The organism is Desulfosarcina widdelii (assembly GCF_009688965.1).
GTDB lineage: Bacteria > Desulfobacterota > Desulfobacteria > Desulfobacterales > Desulfosarcinaceae > Desulfosarcina > Desulfosarcina widdelii.
This window is the reverse complement of sequence record NZ_AP021875.1, coordinates 5,225,345-5,251,681: the sequence shown is the minus strand read 5'-3', so window position 1 is coordinate 5,251,681 and position 26,337 is coordinate 5,225,345. Positions and strand designations below refer to the sequence as shown.

The window sequence follows — 26,337 nt, the reverse complement described above, 5'->3', positions numbered from 1 at the left end:
TCCTGTGTCGTCACGCCGCGAAGGATGATTCAAAGGCTTTGATAGTATCCAACTTTACCTTTTCGGTAGCATCTTGTTTCATTCTGTCCAGTTCTATGGCTGCAATGAGAACAAATGGGACCAGGGGTTTTATATTTATCGGCAGTTCTGGAAGTTCTATATTATCAGGAACGGTGGCGGCTCCGGATTGCGGATCAATAGTGACATATCGTTTCCTTTCTTCCAGACTATTTCGGATTTGCCAGGGACGAAAATGATGGGAATCAGGGAAGGTGCACGCATTCAGGGTTTGTCGGGACAATGCGCCAAATTTGATTGCCGTACCTTCCGAGAGAATGTCACGAAGTTTTCCCGGCCAGGTTGCCAGAAAAGCAATAGTTCGATAGGTTTCAAAGAGTAAGCCAGGCTGCTCATTGACCAGATGGGGAATCAAATCTTGGATAAATTGTTCCCGGCCCTTCCATGGAAAAACTTGCGGGTCTTCCTTGTATGGCACTGTAACCGGAATCGGTTTGGTTTTATCCTGCCAACCCCTTGGCCGATGAATGTGGGGCGGCCAACTGTTCTGGTCCCATTGCTCCATAGGGACGAAGTCACCATTTTGATCGAATAGTGGACCTGGAGGCGGATCTATGCGTGTTTGATACAATGCGTTGGGCTCCCGACCCTCAGAAATAGTGGCCTGATTAGCGACCATAACCAAGGCCATCTCATCATAGATCTCAAGGATGGTGTCCTTAGTTCGAAAGTATCCATGAGCTTTTTCGTCTCGCTCTCTCAAAATGCGAAATGTGTTCAAAATATACTCCACTGCATGGCGTGGGGTTGGGAATGTAACCAGTAGTTTATTAGACCCATCCTGGCTCCATCTCTCTTCACCACCGAGGTAGAGATAGAATAAAGCAGCATCGAGTTCAGCTCGGATTATGAACCTTCGGTCGTTATCCCAACAGAATGGGGGCTGAAAGTAGTCCCCATCCATTGAAAACGGTTCGGAATCCCATGCTGTGAAGGTCAATTCGGTTACTCGCTGAAAACACCAATCCCCAATGGAGGTCTTGGTGTCCCAAGGACAAATCTCATCGAACACATTAGGAACAGGGACAGGCAACTGTTTTAAATAGGAATAGGTAAGATGACTACCTCCGACGCTTTGCCGTGCGCAATAGTCCAACACCAGGGAGTTCATACAAGCGAGAAAATTTGAAAAATTTTTCACTTTTATGTTGTCAAAAAACACCAATGGGGCAGTATGGCCTACGGCGACAAAGGGCACGATACTGAAAACTGCTGTGCGCAGCACCACAGCACTCGTAACATCCCGGAAAGCAACAAAACATTTGGGCGAGAATCTGTCCAATAGTTCCTCGGCAAGCGGGAAAAGGTCGTACGAGGAATCAGTCATACGATCCACGTCGACATGCGTCAACGGGAAGCGCTCCTGCATCCTCTCGCACTTCATGTCTAAAAGCCATTTATTGAGTATATCGATTTGGCTATCTGAAATTGACGGATGAATGGCAACTTCAAGGAGTTTCTTAGCCTGTTCCTCATCTCCCGCCTTTTTCCAATATCCGGCAGCCCAGTAGCAAAACGCTTTTTTTACGGCCTCCTCACGCCCTTCCTCCGGCAGGTCCAGAGCAGAGGCAAGCAATTCCGGGCGCTTTGGTACCCGCGCTTTAACGTGTTCCTCTGCCACCCAGTATCGCGGTATAGAAAAAAATTCCGGGTTCAGGTGCTGTTCTGCGCTAAGCTCAGGCAGTTTCCCTTGATTGGCCTGCGCCTGGGTCTGACCTTCATAGGTTCCAAAACGATGATCGAAATGCCAAAACATCTTCCCCTCATAGAGGGGTAAATAAATATGCTTTTCCTGTCTAAAGATGTTCCCAATCAGGTTATAGCCTTCCAACTCCAACTGCTCTTTTGTCCGGAACAGTCCTGAATCATTGGCCATATGAAACATTGTTGCGAATTTAATGCCCCATGGATTCTCCTCGGGTTCTTTTTTCGTTATTTCTTTAAGCAAAACGGGAACACGGCCATAAATATACTTGGTCAACTCAGCATCTTGCTTGTATTTAAAAATGGGGCAAGTGCGCGTGTTGGGATTCAGAATGGCAATATCGTTGGCAGTAAGCGTGAAGTGGCGTTCCTTTTCGTCGAGTTGTTTGACTTGTCGAGCGAAAAACACAAAGTCCATGGCGCGTTGCAATCTCAATCCAGGGGAACCCATCGTAAGAAGACAAAATTTAGTCGCGTGGTGAACGGATGGAAAAATAAACTCTTCATTCTCAAAGCTGTAAAGACTCATGAGTGAACTGGTATCCATCAGGCTTTGGAAAAAGAATTTGGTCGTGTCGTCGGTAGCAATACCCGATGGAACGATACAACCCACACGGCCAAAAGGATTCAGTAAACCTCTCTTGAGTTCAGAAAAAATTGAATAAGTGTTTACATCCCCTCGCCCACAAAGGGGAAACAATCCAGTGTCCCGGACCAATTTGCTTTCCCCCTCCGCCCTTCTCCGGGCATCAGTGAAGGCTGCGTACATGTCAGGGTCATTTTCTATAAGTCTGTTGATTTTTTTCCGACGTGCTGCCGCGTTGGATGCATTGGCAATATCAGGATCGCGGGTGGCGAACCACTCTTTTTCCTGAAGCTTGATCCTTTCCCATGGCGGATTTCCCAATACACAATCAAACCCGCCGGACCACCCGGTTTGATCGTTTTCCGGTTTTTCATCCATCTCGGGGATTGAGAACACTTCCGGGAAAGCCAAGTGCCAATGGAAAAAGGCGTATTCCCCGGCAAGGCGATAGGTTTCCCGTGCCATGGGCTCCGGCAGAACCTGAGGGTTGTTCTCCAATTCCTTGAACAACTCATGAGTGATTGGTTCGGGCAAGTTCGGGCGTGCCTTCTTTTTCCATACGAAGGCCGCACACCAGGCATCTGCCACCAATTTTGCATGTTGAAAACCTTCCGATGTCACACACCGTCTGTATTGTTCCTCTTTTTCATGAATACCTTTGGGTGTACTGTCTTCGATGGTGTCCACATGGGCCATGACCACATGGCAGTCGCCCAGCCCGTACCACGCTTTTCCTCCCGGACCAAACAGGCTTTTTTGGCCTGTGCGTTCGTCTTTGTTTTCTTTCTTGAAAGCCTTGCAGAAGTCCTTGTCATCGCCCTCGATGGGTTTGAAAGCCGCATCCGGTATCCCTTCCTTGATAAGGGCCGGTGTCGCCCCCAGCAGACTATTGCCGCATAAAATGCGGTGATCCAGAAAGGACAGGGGTTTACCCGGCTCCAAGGCTTCCATCCACAAACTGACCTTACACAACTCCACGGCCATGGGGTTAATGTCCACGCCGTATATGCATCGGCCGATCACATCCCGAAGCGCGGTCTGAATCTGTTCAGGAGCCGGTTCCTCATCCTCGGTGCGGATCATGGCCAGCTTTTTGGCAATGCGATGACTGGCGGCAACCAAAAAATGACCGCTACCACAGGCCGGATCACAGATTTTTAGGGACAGTATTGCCTCTTCTGGGTTTGGTCTCTTGATCGCCTCCGCGATAACGGGTTCCAGTGCGGAATCCAACAGGCATTGAACCAGGCTGGGATGGGTATAGTATGACCCCGTGGTCTTTCGTTCGTTGCCCCCGGCCGTTTGCAGGACAAACGTGGCAGAATCCGCGTTGGCCTCAGCATGGAGTTCCAACAGGGATTCGTAGATGCTGCCCAATTCCTCGGAACCCAGGTTTTTATAATCCACGGGCATCAGGACGTTGGCGTCCACAAAAAACGCGAGAGCGCGGACAGAGTCCAAGAGATCCTGATTCATGATGTGGGACAGAAAAAGGTCCGGGATACTTTCTTCCGACCAAAGGAACCCACCAAGACAGGCCAAACCCAATTCTGGGCAACCGGCATCGTCCGCCAATTTTCCCATGACCTGTTTCACCCCCTCATACAGGTCTGCGTGGCGAGTGCCCTTTCTTTTCCCGGCCATGTTGCGAAGGCGGGACATGGAATAGAACCGTTCGTAGATTTCCCGTGTCGCGTTTTCCGCCTTGGGGGAAAGGAGGAGATTGCGGTCCTCGGCAACAAAGAGAAACAAGAACCGATACACCAAACGAAGAAGCTGGCGGTAATAGTCCTGAGTAGAGAGGTGGCCGGAACGCAAAGAATCTTTTAGTTTCCCGTTTGCCGGGTGGGCCAAAAATCCCGAACCCAAACAGGAAATGGCGCTTTCCACGCCCTCCCGCAGTTTTTCTAGAACGCGGGAACCCTGATCCTGCGCCTGTTTGGCCCATTGCTCCAGCCAACATTCGTGGACATTTACCGCCTCCACCCGGCTTTGGTGGCAAAGCATCCACAATAGGGCGAAATCGGCATAAACCTCGCCTTCCATCATGGCGGCAAGATCGAACTCTACGTAGGATTGCCGTGTCATGGAAGCGTTGTCGCGAAGTATGCGCAGGGTAAATCCATTTGAAACAAAACCCCAAAGGTGTTCCTCGCTTCGGTTTAAAAACTCCTGAACAAGGCTATGGGGGCTTGTGCGGGCGGCTCCGGCAACTTTCGCGGTGCGCCGGTCCATGTTCACCCGCGCCCCAACCAGGTGGATGGGGCTTTTGTGCCAGAAATGAGAAAGGGGATAGGATTTGCCTTCTATCTCGGAGGCGGAAGAAGTCATCAGGCGTCCGTAACCCAATTCCTGAAACAGGATCAAAAGCCAGCGTTCGCGAGTTTGTGTGGTGGCAGGGTCACTTTCAGGCAACGCTCCCAATCCCTTTTGGAACCCTTTCCAGGCATTGGCAAGGCGGCTGTAGGAACGGCTGACGGCTTCGTTGATGCGTTCCCCGTCCCCCAGATGGTAATCGGTGGGCTTTGTTCCAGCAAGATCTCCCTGGCCGGATGTGACCGCTTTTAAAAGACCTGACGGCAACAAACCGCCTTCCGTAGTGACCGTGGAAAATGCCCCATGCTTCTTCATTGGGCACCTCCTGCGCCTGCTTGCGGTAGGTACACATAGATGCCCAGGACATCCGGAGGTAGTTTGGGTTCTACTTTGTAGGCCAGACCTTTGATTTTGGCTGCGTCTCTTACTCGTTTGTGGCTTTCCAAGAGGAACCCGGCCCTTTTCCGGCCTTCCTCTTCTAAATGGGGACTAAAGGAATCAAAAACGTCCACGACCCTTTGCACAAAAAAGGATGCCTGTTCAGGAACAATGTTTTCGTCCGGCCGGATTCCCAAGAGGGCTGAGCATTCGTCCTCGCTAAGCCATTTGATGGAATTTCCACTGCCGGAGAACGCCATGAGGGTGCATTCTTCCACAAGCTGACTGGATGTGGCGCGGCTCCTGGTGGTGATGATGTCGTAACGATACCGCACAAGGAAAAGCACTGTCCTTTGGGAAACGGCACGAGTTCGGATGGCACCGGCTCTTTTGGCGATACCGGTGACCTTGGAGTCCAGGGCCGTATCCATGACGAAATTGGCAAGGCCCTCGGCTATGGGATGCGTCCTTGTCAGTTGAATGACGCCATTGGAACCGGTCCGGTCAAACCGAGCTTTGAGTTTTTCCATCACCCCCATGGCGTCCCGTAAGGCCCGTGGGGTCTCTGAAAGATGAAACTCAACGTGTCTGCTTTTTTGGGAAACCACGGCTCCAAGAGAATGAAGGGATTCCTTGACGAACTCCTCAAGGTTCTGGCCGGAACCGATGGCTTTTTCCACGATGGCCAATTCGAGGGCCACCTCTTCCGCCTTGATCGTTTCTTGGGCAAAGATGGTCCTGGATCGTTTTTCCTTTTCGGCGGCGTCTTCCCATTGGTCTTCCAGTTCTGCTTTTTTGGAGGCCATGGGAGCTGTTAATTCATCGAAAAGACTCATTTGTTTATGACCCGGCTTTTCCCTCATTAACAGGCCCTCGAAGATCGCCTCCAAGACCGCGTCCGAATCCACGGGCACAGGAACAGAAATACCAAGGGAACTTCGGATTTTCTTGTGTTTGCGGAGCAGGGCTTCCAGGACGATGCCATCAATGGGGTTGTCCAGACCATAGTAAGTGATGACGCGGACCTCGTCCGATGGTTGACCGTATCGGTCCACCCGGCCCTCCCGTTGTTCGTGACGTGTGGGACTCCAAGAAAGATCGTAGTGGATGACCGCGTCGAACCATTCCTGTAAGTTGATGCCTTCACTGAGGCAATCCGTGGCCACAAGGACACGTTTTGGATGGGTGGAAAGCGCAGAGACACGCTCTTCCCGATCCGCAGGTGGCATGAGTCCGGTGACTGAAATGATTTTCACATCCTTGCCAATAGTTGATTGTAATGCCTCAGCAACGTAGTCGGCGGTGGGGATAAACCGACAAAAAACAATGGGGGAAAAGCCTTCATCCAGCAGACCCTTCACGACTTTTGTAACCTGTAATAGTTTTACATCCGACTTGCCCATGAGCTTTTCCGCATCCCGCGCCATGGCAAGGAGACGTTTGTGATTCGCCTTTTCTTCGGATTGGCTTTCTTCTGAGTCATTAGATGTATCGGAACCGGGTACAAGGTCCACGCCCTCGGTCTGATCTTCCACTCCCAAATCCAGAACCGTCTTTCTTCCTATTTCGTCTACTTCCTCCAGCGTTGCGGCGTCTTGTGTGGCCGTTCTTTTCCGGAGGGTTGAAATTGCCGCCGCAGGGCTGGACGCTACAGAACGTAATAGCGCCAGCGCACCCCACCATCGCACCCTTTGTTGAAATTTGCCTCCCGCAGCCTCTCGGACGATTTCCTGGGTGTACTTGAGCACTTTTTCGATAAGCTTGCGGTAATTTTCGGAGAGTTTGTACGTATCCTCCCTTTCCAGGCGTTTCGGGAAAGGGGTCTCCGTCTGCATGAAGTGGCGAATGTCTGCCCTTCTTCGTTGGACAAAATGACGTGCCAGTTTTCTTCGATGAGATTCATTGGCGGGTCCGGTCAAATCTGAAGGGAAATGTGCGTATCCTGGATCCAGAAAGCCTAACAGTGCTCGGAAAGGTTCTTCCTTTCCACTGTGCGGGGTGGCAGTAACGAAAATCATATGGCGTGATAGGTTGGCACACAGGCTTTTCACCATTTGATGGCGCTGGTGGCGACCCCCATGGCCTTCGTATCCGTAGGCGCAAGTGTGGGCCTCATCCACGATCACCATTTCCGGGCACTTGTTGACGAACTCATCCCGACGGCGGTCGCTTTTAACAAAATCCATGGAAACGACCACATGAGGGTAAAGATCAAAGAGGGATTGGCCAACACGGCACCGACGTTCCAGTTGTCGTACCGTGCTAGACAAAACCAGTTCGGCTTCAATCTGGAACTTGGATGCCAATTCTCCCTGCCACTGTTCGGCTAAATGCGGAGGGCATAGGATAGCCGTGCGTTGGATTTCCCCGCGATCAAGAAGTTCCCTGGCCACCATTAAGGCCTCGATGGTCTTGCCCACGCCAACGTCATCGGCGATGAGCATCCGGATCGGGTCCAGCTTCAATGCCATCAACAAAGGAACTAACTGGTAGGGACGGGGGGAAAACGCGATACGACCAAATGAGCGGAATGGTCCCGCACTGGCACGGGTGGATAGCCGAACAGCGTCTCTCAAGATGCGGCAGGAACGATGATCGCCCACATCTTCGGGATTGGGGAGATCAAAATGAGCCGGCTGGATTTCCTCCAAGGAGGGAAGAATGCCGGTGACCTCTTCGTCCAATCCTCCAAGCGGGCGAAGAACCAGGAGGTCATCCTTTGATTCCGGGAGAACCACCCATTCCCGGCCTCTGACTTGCACAAGGGAGCCTACGGCGTAGCTCATAATCTTCTTCCGAATATATGCGGGTGTCTTGCGATAATTTGTTCCCAATCATCCCGGTGACCGAAACGAATGACCTGGTAGGTCAGAACATCGGCAAGGCAGTCCATCTGCTGGGCGTCCCGATCTTTCCTTTCCGGGTATTCGTGGTGCGGTCCATCCACGTAGATGGCCACCATTTTGTCATCGTATAGGAAATCCGGGCGAGTTTTGCATTTCTCAAGAAATAACTGCGCCTTTGATGGCAGATTGTATCCCGCCTCCTCCAGGAATTGAAGCCAGTTTTTCTCCAGACCAGATTGGCATTGATTTCTCAACAACTCCAAGTGAATGGCACGGGGAGGCACCGCAGGAGATAGGTCCACCTTTGCATCCCTGAACCGCAAAAGGAAATCGCGGATGGCCTTGCGGTCCAAAATGGCGTGGTCGCCCTGGTTAAAATAGGAAAGAAGGCAGTCGTAGCAAGCCGCTTCGCAGTCTTCCTTCCCTTCCGGGGGGCGTCTCAAGTCTTCACCGGTATCCGGATCGAAATGGCAAAGAGAAAGAGCCTGTCTTGCAACACGATTGAAGGCGGTAGCATCTTCCAACAAAAGTCGTAAAACACCCGCTCCACCCTCTGCGGCCTCATAGAACAGAAGGCAATGCCGTGAGTCCCTTCCGGGAAGAGGTTCTGCCGCAAGTTCTGAATCCTCCAGTTGATATTCAATCTGGATCGCATTCTTAAGAGCCGCTTGGAGGGAGGCCATTACCGTGTCATCCCAATCTTGGACAGGCTCAAACAGGAGCGCGTTTTTCGTATCCTCAACAAAGGGGACCACACGCCGTTTTCTTTTGGACAAGGGGTCTTCTGCATCATCGGCATCCTGCTGGTTGGTTGCCCAATATCCCCTCTCGGTATCCAGAACAAACCCATGCTGATCCTTGTTAGCGCGCCGGGTCCATCCAAGGTTGATCCTCCAAAGAGTTGAAGAGTGCCCATATACCAAAGTGGCTATGACATTTTCTCCATCCTTAACAGATGCGGTTTTACATGAAAGTCCTCCGCTCTTGCGTGAAAAACGGATGCCCGTTTTGATTTCGTAGCCGAGGCGAAGTCTTTCTTCCTCATCGGAATTGATCCTCTCCACTCTCTTGGTAGCCACGTTTTGCAGACGGAACAGATTCCTTAAAGGTATGGATAAAGGCTGTCCACATCGTTCACATAAATCAGGACCATCCCCCGAGTGAATAGGATGCAGATAGCCGCAGGTCTCACATTGCTTGGCCGCGTTGGTAACGATGTCCTCTCCGTCACCACGGTCCTCCACCGGAAGAATGACTTTGTTGATTCTGAACCGTGACCCCTCGTGATAAACGATGGCACGTGGACCGAACTCGGCAATGGCCAAGAAACGCGGTCTGGAAAGAAATTCATCCACACCCTTTTGTCTTCTGCGACCGGGGATGAACGCGGACAGTGGTAAACGTGGGAAATTATAGCCTGGCAGAAAACCCTCACTTGCAAAGTACCGGTAGCTGTAGAAGTCGGAGGCGACCACGTTTTGGGATTCCGTCAAAAGGTCCAGTTGGGCTTCAGCCTCGGCCCGGAGTCGTTTGGCTTTTTCCTTTTCATCATGGGATTTGTGGTGGTCATTGACGATTCGGTGCATTGCATCCACTTGACGGGCCGCAGCACGGTACAATCCACGCCACCTTTCACAGGCCCTTTCAAATTCAGTGCCCACTTGACTGATGACTTCCGAAATCCATTGATCGCTGAACCAATCAGTTTCCCTCAACCAATCTTCAATATCCGACAGAACGTCCTTGGCTCTTTTCACCGCTCGTTCCCGAGGGGATATTGCGGCGATGTCATCCCTCACATGGTCTTGAAGAGCGAGGCTCGGATTTTCACCTGAAAGGTCCAGAACGTCTTTCAAAGATGTACCCAAGTGGATTCCTGCCTCTGCCAACCAAACGGCATGGACATGGGTTTTGATGAGGTCTTCGTTGGCAAGGTCCAACCGTGGAGGGGTAACGGAACCGGCCACCATCAAGTGAGGCCGCTTGAAAAAATATTGGTCATGGGGACGGAAAGTGGAACAATACGAAAAAACCAGGGCCGGTTGCCCACTCCTGCCCGCTCTGCCGCTTCTCTGCGCGTAATTTGCCGGAGTGGGTGGAACGTTTCGCATGTTCACACAGTTCAATTCCGCGATGTCCACACCAAGTTCCATGGTGGGCGAACAATACAGAATAGGCAGATGGCCTTTGCGGAACCTTTCCTCCCGATCAATCCGGTCTTCATAGCGGACCTGGGCCGTGTGTTCTCTGGCCTCCATACCCTTTCCATCGTTAGCGATCTGTTCATAATACCGTATGAAAAAGGGGTTGGTTCTTCCACCTGTTTCAGAAACTCTGGGAACCCGAATAGGATCATGAAAGGGCGTGCTGGCGTCTCCAGGGAGCCAGACCAATCCAGCAGCCGGTAACTGGTAACCGGGCACGTCATCCGTGTCACTTGGTTCCGAAACGACTTCGGCCAGGCCTGCTACGCGGAGGGCCTCCAAAAGGTCTCGGCAAATCTCTTGTTTATCATCCAAGGATAGGGGATGGCCCTGTCCAAAAGTATTTGGGCGGCCAAGATATTGGCCAAAACCGCCGCGTGGGGATAAAAATACGTTTCCACTGTAATCTTGGCCTTGGCGTTTGGGACGTGGGTAAAGGATGGAGGATGTCTCCATCTTTTCGGTATCATCTATCGCCCAAGGGGCGCGGAGCCTTTGGGAGCTTTGTAGTTTGATTCTTTCATGGGTTTCCGGATCCAGGTAGGTGACTTTGATGGCCAGTTCCCGTCTCATGAAATCGAGAAGTGTCTTTGCAACCTTCTTGCGAACGTCTGGCTCAGCATTTTGCAAAACCGGATGACAGTCTTCCCAAACGTCTTCGGCGTGGCAAACATCATCAAGGGAAAGATAGTCAATGACTAGGAGACCGCACTGCTCCAAATTGGGGGCCGTAATTCGCCATCCTCTTTTCAGATCCCGATACAGGCGGTAGCCGATTACTTGGCGAAGTGCCTTTTCAGTGTCCTCCAATGCGCGGAAACGGACATCAGGGTCGGATGCATATAGGGTCTTTGGCAAATCGAGAGCATTGAAGACCATTTGAACCAAAGTGTCATGGTTAAGCCCCGAAGCTCCAGCCCCCTTCACAGCCTTATGCAGGGCTGACCGCAGAAGACCAACTTCCACAAAGTCGTTAAAATGACCCGCCTGGAGTGAAGCGTCCTGTCGGTTGTCCGTGAAACTGAGCAGTTTTCTGGCTCTGGGATCAAGGGATTCATCTTTTTGAAGGTATCTTGTCGATGCAAGGCTCAGGATCGTGGTAGCGGTGCTTCGACCTTCCGTACCCAAAGAGGCGAGTTTTCCGAAGTCTGAAGTCTGCCTGAAGTTATAGGCCACACCGCACTTGAGGCAAAATCGAAAAGGCGCGGGAAGGTATTGCATATCAATCCCCTTTTCGCTTTCCTCGCCTTTGGTGGAAACACGTATCGAATCAGGTAGGTTCTTCCTTCGTGATGGTTTTACCCTGCGGATACCCCTATGATCTTCAATCCAGTCATCAGGAAGCCTTTCCAGGAGTTGTTCACCCCCTTCCGGCCATGGGTCCGTCGAACTGGTAAACAAGAATCCGGGTTCAGTATTTTCATCGTTCAAACGGTCGGAAAGTTCCCGGGAGGTGTAAATCGAGACGTGAGTTTCCTGGTCTCGTTCTTTCCTGACGCAATAGTATTCTTGGCCACATTCCCGGCAAAAAACGAGTGGCAAAAGGATTTTCCCTCTGTCGCCAGGGACAAACTGCTGGGCCTGAAAAGTAAGGTGGCGATCATCTTCTGACTCCAGGGAGGCGTAGATAGTATCGCCGCGACTAATGAATTGGTGTAGTCGGAAAGCAAAAACCGGGAAGCCAGTATCGGGATTTGGTTCACAATAATAACTTGCCAGGAGTTGCTTTTGTATGGCCTGAATACACCTAACCTCCGGCACACCGGTAAGTTCGGATAGGGTTCTCGCTGCACCTTTTTCCCCTGTGATACTTAATGGTTTTGCCCTTACAAGACGGCCCGATTCTGTTTCGTGCGCTATACCAAAGACAGTTTCTATCCAAGATGACAAGGCATCAACAACGTATCCATTGTAATCACAAGGAGGTTCAATTTCATTATCTTCCAACCTCTGCCGCAATCTATTGAGGAACTCCGCATCAGAATCATTTTCTTCTTTTGTGGCGCGTCTTAAAGTTTCTCCTATTACATGTTCAGACTGCACTTCATCTCCGAAAATTGTTGATGCAACTTTCGCAACTTCTTTCATTTGTTGGGCATAGGTTCCACTCGTTGATAAAGTTGCAGATGTACCAACACATTGTATTTTCTTGGAGGCAAAGGCATCCTTGGTCCTGCGAACCAGCATGGAGACATCGGCCCCTTGCCGCCCTCTATATGTATGTAACTCATCAAAAACCAGAAAACGAAGATGTTTGCCTCCTTCGATCAAAGGTTTTTCCTGATTTCGAGTCAGAAGAAGTTCAAGCATAACGTAGTTTGTTAATAGAATATCCGGCGGGCTTGAAATAATTTCCTGTTTCCGTTCATCAGATTCCTGACCGGTATAACGTGCAAATGAGACAGGCCCTTTTCCATCTGGAAAACCGTGGCAGAGAAATTTTCTCAGCTCCCCCTCCTGGCTGTTTGCCAAGGCATTCATGGGATAGACGATAATCGCTTGGATTCCCCGACCTGGGCCATTATTCAGGATGTGGTTTACGATGGGAATAATATAGGCCAGGCTTTTGCCGGAACCTGTACCTGTTGTCAGAACATAGTTGTGGCCTTTGGATGCAACCTTTGTGGCCTCGGCTTGGTGTTTGTGAAGCCACAGGGACACTCCATCTCGGTCAATCCCTGTATCGCTTTTACCCTTGCGGAAGATCTTGGAACAAATCTCGTGAAGGATTCCGTCTTTCACCAATTCGTCAACCGTTTCCCCGAGTTCAAACGATGGATTGAGTTGGATCAAGGGGTCCGGCCACAAAAGCCCGGTATTCAGTTCCTCTTCAACCTGTTGGGATATGCGCGCGTCAAGGATATGGATGAAGCCTTTTACAAAATCAGAGTAATCTTCAATGAGACGGTCACGCAACCCGAACACGTCCATGATGGTCCCCCTTAATTATACTCATTCTTATCCATAGGTTGTTATTTCAGATGACCGACAATCTTAACCATGTGTTTTGCAAGGGCCATTGTACTCTTCGGCATTACCATAAGCGCCAAATCTCCACCATAACAATAAGATCCAGCGCAACTATCTTTCAACGTTGCTACTCTACATGTTCGTACAGTTCTTTAAGCAACTATGTTCTATGCCAATCAAACACAATGGCGTATTTGTTTTTTTTAAGATAACTCTTATCACATCTTAATATAGCGATATAGCGTTGCTTTGGATATTTTTAGTGTTTTACAGATCTCAGAAATGCTCAGGTCCATGTCCGCATGCATCTTTTTAGCCGCAATGACACGTGGATCCTCCCTGGCCACTGGCTTCCGGCCGCCGCTTCGACCTCTGGCCCTGGCTGCTTTTAGACCTGCCCGCGTTCTTTCCCTGATCAATTCTCGGTCGAACTGGGCGAGTGCGGCAAAGATGTTGAAAATCAGCTCACCAGAAGCTGTTGTGGTGTCTATCACACCGTCTCGCAGGGATATGAAGCCTATCTTTTTATCCCTGAGTTCGGTCACAACAGTCACAAGATGCGGCATGGATCGCCCCAAACGATCCAAACGCCACACCATTAAGGTATCCCCTCCCCTCAGCGTTTTAATGCAACCATCAAGCCCTGGGCGTTCAGCTCTGGCTCCGCTTATCTTGTCTGTGAATATTTTTTTGCAGCCGGCGGCTTTCAAGTCGTCAATCTGAAGATCCAGAGACTGATCTGGGGTGCTGACCCTAGCGTAGCCTATCATTCTGCCCATGGCTTCTCCAACAGACCGCGGTGGTCTCAAAAAATGTCGTGTTTTTGGAAATAATGAAACTTAGAAAAAGAGACTGCGGAATGATACTTTTTTGGCTGGGAAAACGCAATATATTTGATTGTGGGTTTCTGGTCTCATTAAACGGTCGTTTATTGAGACCGTGGCTTTTAGAGTGATAATTTAAACTCAAGTTTAACAGTCGTTTTTTAAATATTGCGTCATTTCAATATGTAACAGGATGCAATATTGTTCTTGGCACTACCTTTTGAAATTTCAGACGCGGCTTAAGCGTCCTGTATCGTCGGCGGCATTGCCACGCCAACTGCCTGGAAGATCTTACCGCATACGCCCTTGCTTTGGCTCCTGATGGGAAGGCGCCTGCCATCCTCTTCAATGGTTACCTGTTGCAGGGATTTCAAGTCCTGCTTGATCTCGGCTCACTCAAAACGGTGGCCCGTTTTCGACAGACGCCGATCAAGCTTTTTGCGAAGGACCAGTCCAGGAAGCTGCAAAAGACATGGCCTCGGATCGTCCGGTCTTTCTGGTGGAAGATCGGACGGGTCGTAAGTAACGACTTGACGTCCCGGAAGACTTTCTCTACTCGCCACAGTTCTTTGTACTTCAGCGCCACCTGATCGGCATGTCCGGTTCTGCACAAGAAAATAGAAAGCCAGCAAAACGTTTGGATCAAGTGCTTATTCGGGATGTATTGGTATGATACTTTGCAAAGCGTTTGCGGTATTCTTTCTGACATAGTGTCTTCCTTCCCAGCTTAAACGATTTGTTTTGCAACGGCTATTTAACCATATCGAGGCCACCGCCTCAAATGTACGAAAAATATTATATATTATCCGTTGGTTTGGGAGTAGCGCAAACAAAAAAGTCTGAAATAGATGTGAAATTATTATTCGCTTGTTAAAAAGATACTGCTGATTAAGTGATAAAATATTTATCAGCTTTATATCATCGCTTAATTTGCTTAGGTCACCACAATTAATTAATAAGGTATATTTTCAGCCTATTATGTCTGTCTTACACAAGCATATCTCTGTCTTGGCACATACATTGCTCAATTAAAAATAATAGAGAAGTTTTAGAAAGAATCAAGTCAAAACGGACTATTTCAAATCGTTGTTAACCGCTAACAAAGGAGTCAACAAATGAATAAAATTAAAACCATCTTAATACCGATATTGGCCATTACCCTTGTTATAGCTTCTGGATCAAATTCTTTTGCTCACTGGTACGGTTATCCGTATGGATCGTCTCTGAGCATGTTTGGTTTGTATTATCCAAGTTTTGGTATACTTTACTTCGGTCTATTCTAAGCTGATGAATAAAATAGTCTCAGGTTAATCATAATAATTCCAACTCCGATGTTCTTCGCCCTATTCAGATACTCCTGCCAACAGCGACCATGTTGATGCCCAACCTGATCACGGCAACTGATTAAACCAGGTTCATCATAAAAATTCTGGCCAATGGTGAAGAAATGGAAGACATCGCAACCAAAGAAAAGGCAAGACGCGCGTATTCGCGCAATCAAACTATGGCGACCGTCAAGTGCCAACCATACACTAGCGACGCTGCCGTTCGAGTATCGGATGGCGTCATGTGTAATTATTCAAGTGAAGGATTATATATCGAAACATCTCAAAATTTCAAATCCGATACTATCCTTGTTGTGCGAATCGTCAGTTACTCCCCCACACAGCAATCCATGGCCGACAGAGAACAGCCGCGGTCCATCTGTTTGGCGAAGGTTAAATGGTCCCAAAGATTATCGCACGAAAACACTATCCAATTTGGGATAGGGATGAAATATATCGACTGAAAATGTAAAGGGCAGAGGAAAGGTTTAAGAAAGAAAAATAAGGACTGATAGTAATGCAAATTTATGTATTTCGGAGGCGTTATGAAACCTAATATTTATTTGAAACTATACATTGTATTTATGGCTATTATTTTGTCGGCGTGTACCAAAGGCATTCCACTTGATAGTATGCCGCTGCAACCCGTCCCAAAAGAATCAATAACGTCACAATCCATCTACATTAATGGGGATAAATACAATTCAATTATGGAATATGATAAGAATGCCGGCATTATATTAATCGATTTTTTTGACGCTAACAATCAACCTGTAAAAATTGTTCGCGCTAAGACTACTAAAGCTAAGTTAATATTGCCTAATTCAAAATTTGAAATGATTATGTTTAAAAATCCGGCTATTAAATCTTACCCGTCCGGATCAAGAAGAGCAAAAAGGCAGTGGAGGCTAAAACCGAAGGGCGAAGTTATTTATGCTAAAGATGAGCGTCTTAAAAACATCTCTCATTTTTCATTATTCGTACAACTAAAAATATACGGCAATAATTACTTATTAAATTATGTTTTCCATCAGAAACCTTTTCAACAGGACTCTGGTGCTATGCAATTGCAATCTGATGAGATTTACTCTTAACCACTCGAATCGGAGCGATGGTAGTACGTATAATCACGTCCATTATCATTATCATTACCTGCCCTTTTTCCCATAGGCTGTTTATCGAGGCTGTACAAATGAAGTTGCTCGCGGACACCCTTGACGGCAACCGGCGCGAGCGAATTCATCTTTATGTTCTCCCGGCTAAGACCCTGACGAACCGCCTCGCTGAATAGGATGTCGGTATCAAAGTCCTTGTTTAGGTCCTGAATCCTTGAGGCGATATTCACTGTCTCGCCAACCATAGCATAAGATAGCCGCTGGGTGCTGCCAATGTTAGCCGCCACGACCTTGCCAGTGTGAAGGCCAATTCCGTGCCGAAGCGGGGGAAATCCCTGGTTTGATAAACTCAAATTGACTTGGGATAGGCGCGTTCTCATCTCCAGGGCTGCATCAATCGCGTACTGCTGATGGTTATTAAGTGCGACTGGCGCCCCGAAGACAGCTTCGATCTCGTCACCGATAAATTGGAGTACAAGGCCATGGTTGGATACAATCGCCCCGGACATGGCTTCGAAGTAAGTGTTGATGATCGTAACCACCTCACGCGGGGGGATTGTTTCAACCAGTCGGGTAAAGTCTCTAAGATCGGCAAACAACACTGTTACCTCTTTGAGTTCTCCTTTCAGGGACACGCGTCCAGCCAGAATTTCATCACGTACCTGCCTGGAGACATATTTTCCGAAGGTGTCATTGAGAAAATCACGTTCCCGCTGCTGACGCCGCTGGCGGTCCACCATCCAGCCAGTGAGCAGCGCCATGAGGTTAAAACCAACCACTTGAAGTCCAACTAGCGAAGCTGATATGGTCTTGATGTCGGTTTTTTGGATAAAATAATGAGCATAAACAAAACTCACCACAACAGAAGTAGTAAGTGCGGTCTTGAGGCCAAACCACAGTCCGGCAAGGACGATGGGAAAAAAAAACATCTCCCGGTGAAAAATGTGCGCGCCAAAAAAGCCGGCGATCGGCATGTGGTGGACCACAGTCACCACTGCCAAAAGAAAAAAAATGATCGCTATCTTTATTTTGTCGGCATGATCCATCTTAGCCTGCCCTTATATTTTTAACGCAACATGGCCAAATGCGGTCCCAGGGAATGATTGTGAGCGCGACATCGGAGAGCCGCCGCCTGCGCTATTCATGCCGATGGTTCTCCGATGCCGGACTGCTATTGGTTACATATGATGGTACCAGAACTTGAACACCGGTTTTTTATCCCCATTTTTAAGCAGGCAGATCACTCCGTATTTGCCCGGTTCCTTGAAAGTGAAGTTGCCGGCTAAAATTCCGTTGTAGTTCTTTAGCGAACTAATCTGCTCCTTGCCGTCAGGCCCCACCACTTTGATTTTACCCACGGCGTCTTTAATGGGAGCCCCGCCGTCTGCTTGGGACAGATTGACCATGATGTGATGGGTTTCGCCCTTGTCCGAGGCCATGTTCATACTTGCCAAACTCATCACCTGAAAATCCGCGTTCATGCCGTCCTTCATATCATGATGTTTGAACGTGCCACCCATGCTCGATTGATCCATCTGCGTGCCTTGGGAACCGTGGTCCATATTGTCAGTGGATTTCATGTCGTGTCCATCGGAAGTTCCACTGCTGTCATGTCCCTGCATGGCCATGGCCGGAACCGTGAGCAGGGCGAAAATAACTGCCAAAATAAGAATTGTCCGCTTTTTCATGATAAATCCTCCAGGGTTGAATTGATGCCGCAGTATTAGCGGCGGTTAAGTTGATTTTTCCGTTGATGTTTTATCACCTTCGGTCAGCCGCCACCCCTTCCAGATCCCATAGATGACGGGCACCACGACCAAAGTGAGTATGGTCGCACTGACCATACCGCCGATCATGGGCGCGGCGATGCGCTTCATCACCTCGGAACCGGATCCGTGGCTCCACATGATCGGGGCCAGACCCGCCATGATGGCCACCACGGTCATCATCTTGGGTCGAACTCGCAGGGCTGCACCCTCTTCAATAGCCTCATTGAGATGGCGCCGGTTGAACCGGTCTCCGTATTTCTCCTTGAACTTGCGGTAGGAGATATCCAGATAGATCAGCATGACCACCCCGGTTTCGGCAGCCACGCCGGCCAGGGCGATAAACCCCACGCCCACGGCCACACTCATGTTGTATCCCAGCAGATACATCAACCAGAACCCGCCGGTCAGGGAAAAGGGCACACTGAGCATCACCAGCATGCTTTCAGCCATATTTTTGAAATTAAAGTATAGTAGCAGAAAGATTACCAGCAGGGTCACCGGGACCACGATCATCAATCGCTTCTGGGCCCGAACCATGTATTCGTACTGTCCGCTCCACACCAGGCTGTAGCCCGGCGGCAAATCGATTTTTTCCTGAAGGATTTTCTGGGCCACCTGGACATAGGTGCCCACGTCGATTCCCCGCAGGTCCACGTAGACCCAAGCGTTATTGCGGGCATTCTCGCTCTTGATCACCGGAGGTCCCTTGACGATGCGGATGTCTGCCAGCTGGGCGATGGGCACCTGGGCGCCGGTGGGGGTTGGGACTAGGATCCGGCGCAGTTTCTCCGGCGTGTCGCGCAGTTCACTACCGTAGCGCAGATTTACGGGATAGCGTTCCAGTCCTTCCACGGTCTGGGTGATGTTCATCCCACCCACGGCGGTCATGATGATGTCCTGAACATCGCCTACGGTGAGGCCGTAGCGAGCCGCATCTTCTCTCCTGATTTCATAATCGAGAAAATTTCCCCCGGTTACCCGTTCCGCATAGACGCTCAGCGTTCCCGGGACTTCCCGGATGACGGCTTCCACCTTTTCACCGATATCGGAAAGCACCTGGAGGTCTTCACCCATGATCTTGATCCCCACCGGCGTCTTGATGCCGGTGGAAAGCATGTCGGTGCGGGTCTTGATCGGCATGGTCCAGGCGTTGGTCAGGCCGGGAAACTGAATGGCCTTGTCCAGTTCATCCACCAGTTTCTCGATGGTCATGCCATCCCGCCATTCGGATTCGGGTCGAAGCATGATGGTGGTTTCAATCATGCTCAAGGGTGCCGGATCGGTGGCCGTTTCCGCCCGCCCGATTTTGCCGAACGTATGGTGTACCTCCGGAAAAGAGGCGATGATCCGGTCGGTCTGCTGGAGCAGTTCTTTGGCCTTGGTGATGGAGATGCCCGGCAAGGTTGTGGGCATGTACAGCAGGTCACCCTCGTTCAGGGGCGGCATGAATTCGGACCCCATACGTTTGATCGGAATCCATGTGAGGGCCAGGACGATCACTGCGGCAACCAGCACAATGGCTTTTTTCTTGAGCACCACCTTGATAATGGGATGATAGATCCAGATGAGAAACCGGTTCACCGGGTTTTCGTTTTCGGGCTTGATCTTTCCGCGGATCAGGTAGCCCATGAGAATCGGCACAATGGTAATTGCCAATAGCGCAGCACCCATCATGGAATATGTTTTAGTGTAGGCTAGAGGTTTGAACATCCGTCCTTCCTGGGCTTCGAGGGTGAACACCGGCAGAAAGCTCACGGCGATGATCAACAGGGAGAAAAACAGGGCCGGCCCCACCTCCTTGGCGGCGTCGGTGATCAGCTCCCAGTGGGGCTTTTTACCGCCGTCGTGCTCGATGTGCTTGTGGGCATTTTCGATCATGACGATGGCACCGTCGACCATGGCGCCGATGGCGATGGCGATGCCGCCCAGGCTCATGATGTTGGCGTTGATACCCTGGGCGTGCATGATGATAAAACTGATGAACACTCCCACTGGAAGGGTGAAGATACCCACCAGGGCACTGCGGAAGTGAAAGAGAAAAACGATGCACACGATTGCCACGATGATGCTTTCCTCGATCAGCGTGGTCTTCAGGTTGTCAACGGCACGCAGGATAAGCCCTGACCGGTCGTATACCGCTTTGACCCTTACCCCTTCGGGCAGGCCGGACTTGAGTTCTTCCAGGCGCTTTTTGACGTTGTCGATCACCTGCAGGGCGTTTTCCCCATAGCGCATGATGACCACACCGCCCACCACTTCTCCCTGCCCGTTGTAGTCGGCGATACCCCGCCGCAGCTCCGGTCCGATCCTCACCGTGGCCACGTTGCGCAACAGGATGGGGATGCCCCTGTCATTCACGCCTAGCGGCACGCTGTTCAGATCCTCGATGCTCTTTATATAGCCCAACCCCCGCACCATGAACTCGGTCTCGCCCATCTCCACCAGCCGGCCGCCCACGTCGTTGTTGCTGCGTTGGATGGCCATGCGGATCTTCTGGATGGGGATGTTGTAGGCCCGCAGCTTATTGGGGTCCACGACCACCTGATACTGCTTGACATATCCACCGATGGACGCCACCTCAGACACACCCGGCACGCTGGCCAGTTCGTAGCGCAGGAACCAGTCCTGGATGGAACGCAGCTGGGCCAGGTCGTGGCGGTCGCTCTCAAGGGTGTACTCGTAAACCCAGCCCACACCGGTGGCATCTGGGCCCAAAGAGGGCGTAACACCCTGGGGCAGGCGGCCGGCCACAAAGTTCAGGTACTCCAGCACGCGACTGCGAGCCCAGTAAAGATCGGTACCGTCATCGAAAATAATGTAGACGAAAGAAAGACCGAAAAAGGAATACCCCCGAACCACTTTGGCAAACGGCACCGACAGCATGGCTGTGGTTAGCGGATAGGTAACCTGGTCTTCTACCACCTGCGGAGCCTGGCCGGGGTATTCAGTGAAAATAATCACTTGAACGTCGGACAGGTCGGGAATCGCATCCAGGGGTGTGCGGGCGATGGCATATATTCCGGCGGCAATGACGAACAAGGTCGCCAGGATCACCAGGAACTTGTTTTTGATGGACAGTTCGATGATATTTGCAATCATGGCTTGGTTTCCTTTTCCTGGCCTTGCGTTTCTGCTGGACCGTCTGAATCCATGGTCAGGTCTTTCATGTCCAGGTCGTCCTCCTCCATGGTCATGCTGTCCATATCCAGATCGTCGCTACTGTCTGCTTCTGGGCTACGAACCTCGAGCATCTTTGCGATGGCCTCCTTCAAGCGGCTTTCCGAATCCAACATGAATTGGCCTGAAAGGACAACCTCCTCACCTTCGACCAAGCCGTCGATGACTTCGAATTCATAATCGTTTCCTTCTGCACCAATGATTACTTCCCTGGGTTCAAATTTTCCCTTGCCACGAGAAACAAACACCCGCTTTTTCACGCCGCTGTCGATCACCGCCTCCTGGGGTACCACCAGCCGCTTGCCGGGCAGGACGCTCTGTAGATAGACATTGGCGTACATCCCCGGCTTGAGTTCGTCTCCAGGATTGGGGAATGAAAGCCTTAGCCGGGCCGTCCGGGTCTTCGGATCCAGGAAGGGGTAGATGAAGAGCACTTCACCCAGGTATCGTTTACCGGGAATGTAGGCCAGGTCCATTTCAGCAGGCATGCCTTTGCGAACCCAGGGCAATTCGTATTCATATATGTCTACATCCACCCACACGGTGGACAGGTCGGCGATTTCATATTGATGTTCACCGGCTTTGACGTAGTGGCCCTCCAAGGCGGTTTTCTTGACGACCACACCCGAGGCCGGTGAGAAAATCGTGATTGTTTTCTGGATTTCATCGGCGGTTTCCAACTGGGCGATCTGTTCGTCGGTGAAATCCCAGTAGGCCAGGCGGGTACGCGAAGCATCCAGAAACCGGTCGGTTCCCTTGGTGGCGTCCCTTCCCCGCTTTCCATTTAGTCCTTTTCGCTGTTGAACGGCGATGAGGTATTCCTGTTGGGCAGTGAGTAGATCGGGACTGTAGATGTCGAACAGCGGCTGCCCTTCTTTCACTCGCTCGCCCACAAAATCTACGTAGAGCGTTTCGATCCAGCCGTTGAATTTGGTATTCACCGAATAAAGTCCGGTTTCGTCGTAGGTGATGGTGCCGAAGGTGCGGATCGATTTCGAGAAGGCTTTCTTCTGCACCCGACCCAGTCGCACACCCATATTCTGCTCGGTCACAGGATCGATGCGAATGGTGGAGCTGGGTTCCTTTCCCTCTCCTTCTTCCTCGTACACCGGCACCAGGTCCATACCCATGGGCGATTTGCCCGGCTCGTTGCGGATGTAGGTGGGGTCCATGGGCGCTGCCCAGTATTTGATCTTCTTGCCGGTCTTGGGGTCCACCATGCCAGCTTTGAGCGCTTCTTCAGCATAAGCGGTAGCCGGCCCCAATAAGGTTGAAAGAGTTATCCTGTCCTGAATCAATTCCGCCGGTATGTTCAGTGCAACACTGATAACCGCTGCGGTAAAGGCGATGATGATTGGTTTTGAATACATGAGACGTTGTCCTTTCTGGTTTATCCCTTGGGCCAGGGTAAGGGGACACCCACCCAGCGTACCAATTCTGCTCGTGTGACGCCGACATCACTATTCCGTCGTCGACTGGCCAGGCTCACATCCAGCCAATCAGTATAGGAAGTGATGACATCGGCAAAGGAGATATTGCCGGATTCATACGCACGGGTGGACACATCCAGGGATGTCTGGGACAGTTCCAGCAACCGGTCATTGTACAGTGCCCGTTCCCGTATGGCTCGGTCCAGATCGAACCAGCTTTTCCGTACCATAAGACGGGTGCGTGCCTCGGCATCGTCAAGATCAGCCCGCAGAGCATCTAACTTTCGGCGGGTTTCGCGAAGGTATGTGTCTTCGGCGCCAAACCAGGCATTTTTAGGCAGTCCTGCGGCCCGGGTTGGCGAGACCGTGGTGGCAAAGGTCGGCTTCATCCCGGCGCTACCCGATTGGAGAACGGCTTCGTCCGTGTAGAGCGAATAGTTCTGGGTAAAAGCCGGTTGAATCATTGTCTCGGCCATCTCTATCATGCGTTCCATCCTGCCCACCATGGCCCGCATGCGATTCAGCTCCTGGCGGTTTTCTAGTGCCAGGGGATAAAGTGCATCCAATTTGAGCGGCGATGTGTCAGGAGTAAAGGTGTCGGGCCAACCGATAGAATTTTTAGGTTCAAGGTCCATCAGGGACAACAGTTCAGTTTCCAGATTGATCCGCTGCTCATTCAAGGTTCTGACCTGTTCCTCCAACTTCTCACGGCCAATACGGATCTTGATCACATCCTGGTAACTGGTTTTTCCGGCACCGTAACGAGTAGTGGCCACCGATTCCAGTTGGTTCAACCGATCAAGCATTTCGCGGGTAATCCGAAGCGCCTGATGGGTGTAAAGCAGATTCCAGTAGGCCTTGCTGCCCTGGGCCAAGATATCACGCTGGACCAGATCAAATGCCTGCTTTTCGGCTTCCACATTCAATTCCGCCACTTGCCCTTTCAAAGCGGTCACACCTGGAAATGGAAATTTCATCTGGATGTTGTCGAGACCTCGCATGGGCCCCACCCCGGCCATCACGCTTTCCGTGAATGCCGAGTACTGCCGCAAGATTTCGTCCAGTTGAGCAACCTGGTCAAAGCCTTCCAAGGCAGCTTGTAAGCGGTCCTTCGCACCTTTAATTGACGGGTTGCGCAACACGATCAGGGCCATAGTCGTCTGGAGGGATAACCGGGGGCGGAGCATGGCAAGGGTTTGCGCATCATCGGAGGCTGCATCGAATATTTCCGGGGAGATAACGATATCACCAGTGGGGACCACTTTGCTGTCTACGATTTTTTCCCAACGGCGCCGAGCATCTTCGATGGTTTTTGTTTCGACATCAAAAGCATCCGGCTCACTATCGGCAATAGCTTCCGACATTTCCGGTTGATGGAGCATGGCCGGTGGTGCATAGGCCTCCATGTCGCGCTTCAGATCTCTGTATCCGCCCAGTGCCGGACCGATTGTCCCGATCAGTGCTACACCAGTAATTATAAGCGACAAGGTCTTCTTCATTGCTGCTCCTTTCCGGCAGGTTCTACCGAAACCGCCGCGTCATCGTTCAGACGCTTCCCCGCCAGTCTTTCAAGCCGCGCCAGGTTGATGCCGTAGTCTGCCTTGGCTCGGGCCAGGGCAAGCTGAAAATTGTACCAGACCGACTGGGTTTCGATAAAATCAGTAAATGACGACTCCCCCTCCCGATACCAGACCTCAGCGATTTCCATGGATCGGGCGGCCTGGGGAACAAGGTCAGTCTCATAAAGGGTTACGATACGCTCGGCATTGCGGGCTTTGAAATAGAGGGTGCGAATTTTGGTTCGGACATCGTTAACACGCACCTCCTTTTCCGCTCTAGCCTTTGATTTTTCCGCCATAGCCTTATCCACACGGCTGTTGTTCTTGCCGAACCACAAGGGAATGGAAATACCTGCCTGAATACCGATAGCATCCCGTCCGGCATCCCGGGGTTGGACAGGCACATCAGGCTCACCGATGCCGGCGTAAAAGAGCCCTACCTTGAAATCCGGCAGGTTCTGGAAACGCGCCAACGACACTTTTGTGTCGCCTTTATCTACTCCCACCTGGGCCATCAGGATATCTTCCTGGTTAGATTCAGCCAGCTGGTAGATGGTCTCCAGATCAGTCGTGATAGGCCGGAAGACCGGGGGGGCAAGGATACCCACCGTTGACTCGGGAAGACGGTTCAAAAGGCCGTTCAGACGGGTGATTTCGGTCTGTTCCAGTTCCTCCAATAGGAGGGTGTCGTATTGCAGCTGACCGGTCTGGGACTGGGCCTTAACCACGTCCGTAAGCGTGGTCCGGCTGTCGGCATGGGCGGTCTCGGCGAGTTTTCGAAGATGGTTTAGCAGGCGGGTGTTATGCTTGGTAACCGTCTTAGCTTGCCGGATATACCACAGTTCATAATAGGATTCCTGGACCGTCATAAGTGTTTCCTTGATTGTTTTGTCCAGCTTGAGTCGGGCGATGCGGGCGTCGGCAGCCACCAGTTCACCGGCCTTTGACAGCTTGCCAGGAAAAGGGATCTGCTGGGAAATCTGGGCGTTCCAGTCTTGGGGGCCCAGGCGTGTCTCGATGGGCTCTGGAAACCAGGTGACCATCAGCTGGGGGTCCGGATAACCGGTTGTGATTCGGTACTGTTCCACGGTCTCCCGCCACGCCTCCCGAGCCTGTTGAATCGACGGGTTGTGAGCATAAGCATGCTCGATCAGGTCGGCAAGGCGGATACTCTCGGGTAAATCCTGGCTATCGCCGGTGGGCTGAATGTCAGGATCGCTGGCGCTGGCATTTGGGACTAGATAAAAAGCGACTCCCAGGATCAGGGTAAGGGCAATCCTGCACGGCATCCAAAGCAATGGCATAATAGCAGCCTTGACGCGCATTCGGGGAAATGGATATTTCATTCTGATCTCCTGACGTTGATTAATAGGCGGTACCATTTCATGGGACGCGCCGATTTACATGGTTTGAAGATATCAATTACCATGCCAAAAGAATATCCTACTGTTATAATTAAAATAAAATAGGTTGGCCCAATAAGGTTTAAAAAAAGTGCGTAAAAACAACTCACTTTACCGGGTCCAAAGACAAAAGTGCGCAATAACTTTTCATCAACTTGAAATACATAGTTTTTGCAGCAAGTTAGCTAGTTCTAAATCAATATGTTATGAACGAGGCCTTGAGAGATAAATAAAGATAGAGCCCCCCTGAACAGGAAAGAAAATCGATAGAAGTTACGAATACATTCAGTTTTTTGATTTTACAAAACCCGTATTATTACAGGAAGGTACAAATAGTAACAGAATAATTTTCCACTCTATCGTCATGGACTATGCGCTTTTCATCAAGAAGGAATAGGATCTTGATATCCAGATCCATGAACCAAACGAACTGCGCATATTTTTCCCAGTACGAATCAAGCGCATGAAAAAGAGGGTACGCGTAACGCACGACTGGTACTTTTTTTTATAGATCAATGTTTCTTGTACGGTCAATGCCTTAAATGGTGAAGACATTTTGATTGCTTTCTTGGCAATCACTTTCTGCCAATTCTGCCAACATTTTGTAATAGTTCATCATTAATTTATTGCCATCGCACGCTACAAGCGTTCTG

General features: G+C 50.6%; 11 protein-coding genes and 1 pseudogene. 1 reads left to right on the top strand and 11 read right to left on the bottom strand.

The genetic code is table 11. The features are described 5' to 3' along the window. Positions 1 to 10 precede the first annotated feature (10 nt). The 5 genes and pseudogenes from GN111_RS24090 to GN111_RS34620 all read right to left on the bottom strand — a co-directional run. Complete coding sequence (locus tag GN111_RS24090; protein WP_155306197.1) at positions 11 to 4,999, bottom strand: Eco57I restriction-modification methylase domain-containing protein; 4,989 nt, start codon at positions 4,997 to 4,999, stop codon at positions 11 to 13. Continuing rightward, a complete protein-coding gene (locus GN111_RS24085) occupies positions 4,996 to 7,848 on the bottom strand; it encodes a DUF8741 domain-containing protein (RefSeq protein WP_155306196.1) in 2,853 nt (950 codons plus the stop codon). The genes GN111_RS24090 and GN111_RS24085 overlap by 4 nt, the downstream gene beginning before the upstream one ends. Beyond that, a complete protein-coding gene (locus GN111_RS24080) occupies positions 7,845 to 13,043 on the bottom strand; it encodes a DEAD/DEAH box helicase (protein WP_155306195.1) in 5,199 nt (1,732 codons plus the stop codon). The genes GN111_RS24085 and GN111_RS24080 overlap by 4 nt, the downstream gene beginning before the upstream one ends. Before the next feature lie 257 nt (positions 13,044 to 13,300). Continuing rightward, the gene (locus tag GN111_RS24075) at positions 13,301 to 13,861 is read right to left on the bottom strand and encodes a recombinase family protein (RefSeq protein WP_155306194.1); all 561 of its coding nucleotides are present in this window, start codon (positions 13,859 to 13,861) and stop codon (positions 13,301 to 13,303) included. Positions 13,862 to 14,145: 284 nt separating this feature from the next. Then, a pseudogene (locus GN111_RS34620) lies at positions 14,146 to 14,495 on the bottom strand (IS1634 family transposase); the annotation flags it as partial. Between the two features lie 1,281 nt (positions 14,496 to 15,776). On the opposite strand from GN111_RS34620, the gene GN111_RS24070 reads away from it, so the two are divergent. Beyond that, positions 15,777 to 16,325, top strand: a complete 549-nt coding sequence (locus GN111_RS24070; protein ID WP_155306193.1) for a hypothetical protein — start codon at positions 15,777 to 15,779, stop codon at positions 16,323 to 16,325. On the opposite strand, the gene GN111_RS24065 is transcribed toward GN111_RS24070, so the two are convergent. From GN111_RS24065 to GN111_RS24040, 6 genes are all read right to left on the bottom strand, one after another. Beyond that, the gene (locus GN111_RS24065; protein WP_155306192.1) at positions 16,322 to 17,392 is read right to left on the bottom strand and encodes an adenylate/guanylate cyclase domain-containing protein; all 1,071 of its coding nucleotides are present in this window, start codon (positions 17,390 to 17,392) and stop codon (positions 16,322 to 16,324) included. The genes GN111_RS24070 and GN111_RS24065 overlap by 4 nt on opposite strands. A 132-nt stretch (positions 17,393 to 17,524) precedes the next feature. After that, entirely contained in the window at positions 17,525 to 18,034 is a 510-nt protein-coding gene (locus GN111_RS24060) for a hypothetical protein (RefSeq protein ID WP_155306191.1), read from the bottom strand. 45 nt (positions 18,035 to 18,079) lie between these two features. After that, a complete protein-coding gene (locus GN111_RS24055) occupies positions 18,080 to 21,214 on the bottom strand; it encodes an efflux RND transporter permease subunit (protein ID WP_155306190.1) in 3,135 nt (1,044 codons plus the stop codon). Continuing rightward, positions 21,211 to 22,662: an efflux RND transporter periplasmic adaptor subunit gene (locus GN111_RS24050; protein WP_155306189.1), complete on the bottom strand. Its 1,452-nt coding sequence runs from the start codon at positions 22,660 to 22,662 to the stop codon at positions 21,211 to 21,213. The genes GN111_RS24055 and GN111_RS24050 overlap by 4 nt, the downstream gene beginning before the upstream one ends. 20 nt (positions 22,663 to 22,682) lie before the next feature. Next, on the bottom strand, positions 22,683 to 24,221 hold the full coding sequence (locus GN111_RS24045) for a TolC family protein (RefSeq protein ID WP_155306188.1): 1,539 nt from the start codon (positions 24,219 to 24,221) through the stop codon (positions 22,683 to 22,685). Continuing rightward, positions 24,218 to 25,627 carry a TolC family protein gene (locus GN111_RS24040; protein WP_231715546.1) on the bottom strand — a complete coding sequence of 470 codons (1,410 nt, stop codon included), beginning with the start codon at positions 25,625 to 25,627 and terminating at the stop codon, positions 24,218 to 24,220. The genes GN111_RS24045 and GN111_RS24040 overlap by 4 nt, the downstream gene beginning before the upstream one ends. Positions 25,628 to 26,337 lie beyond the last annotated feature (710 nt).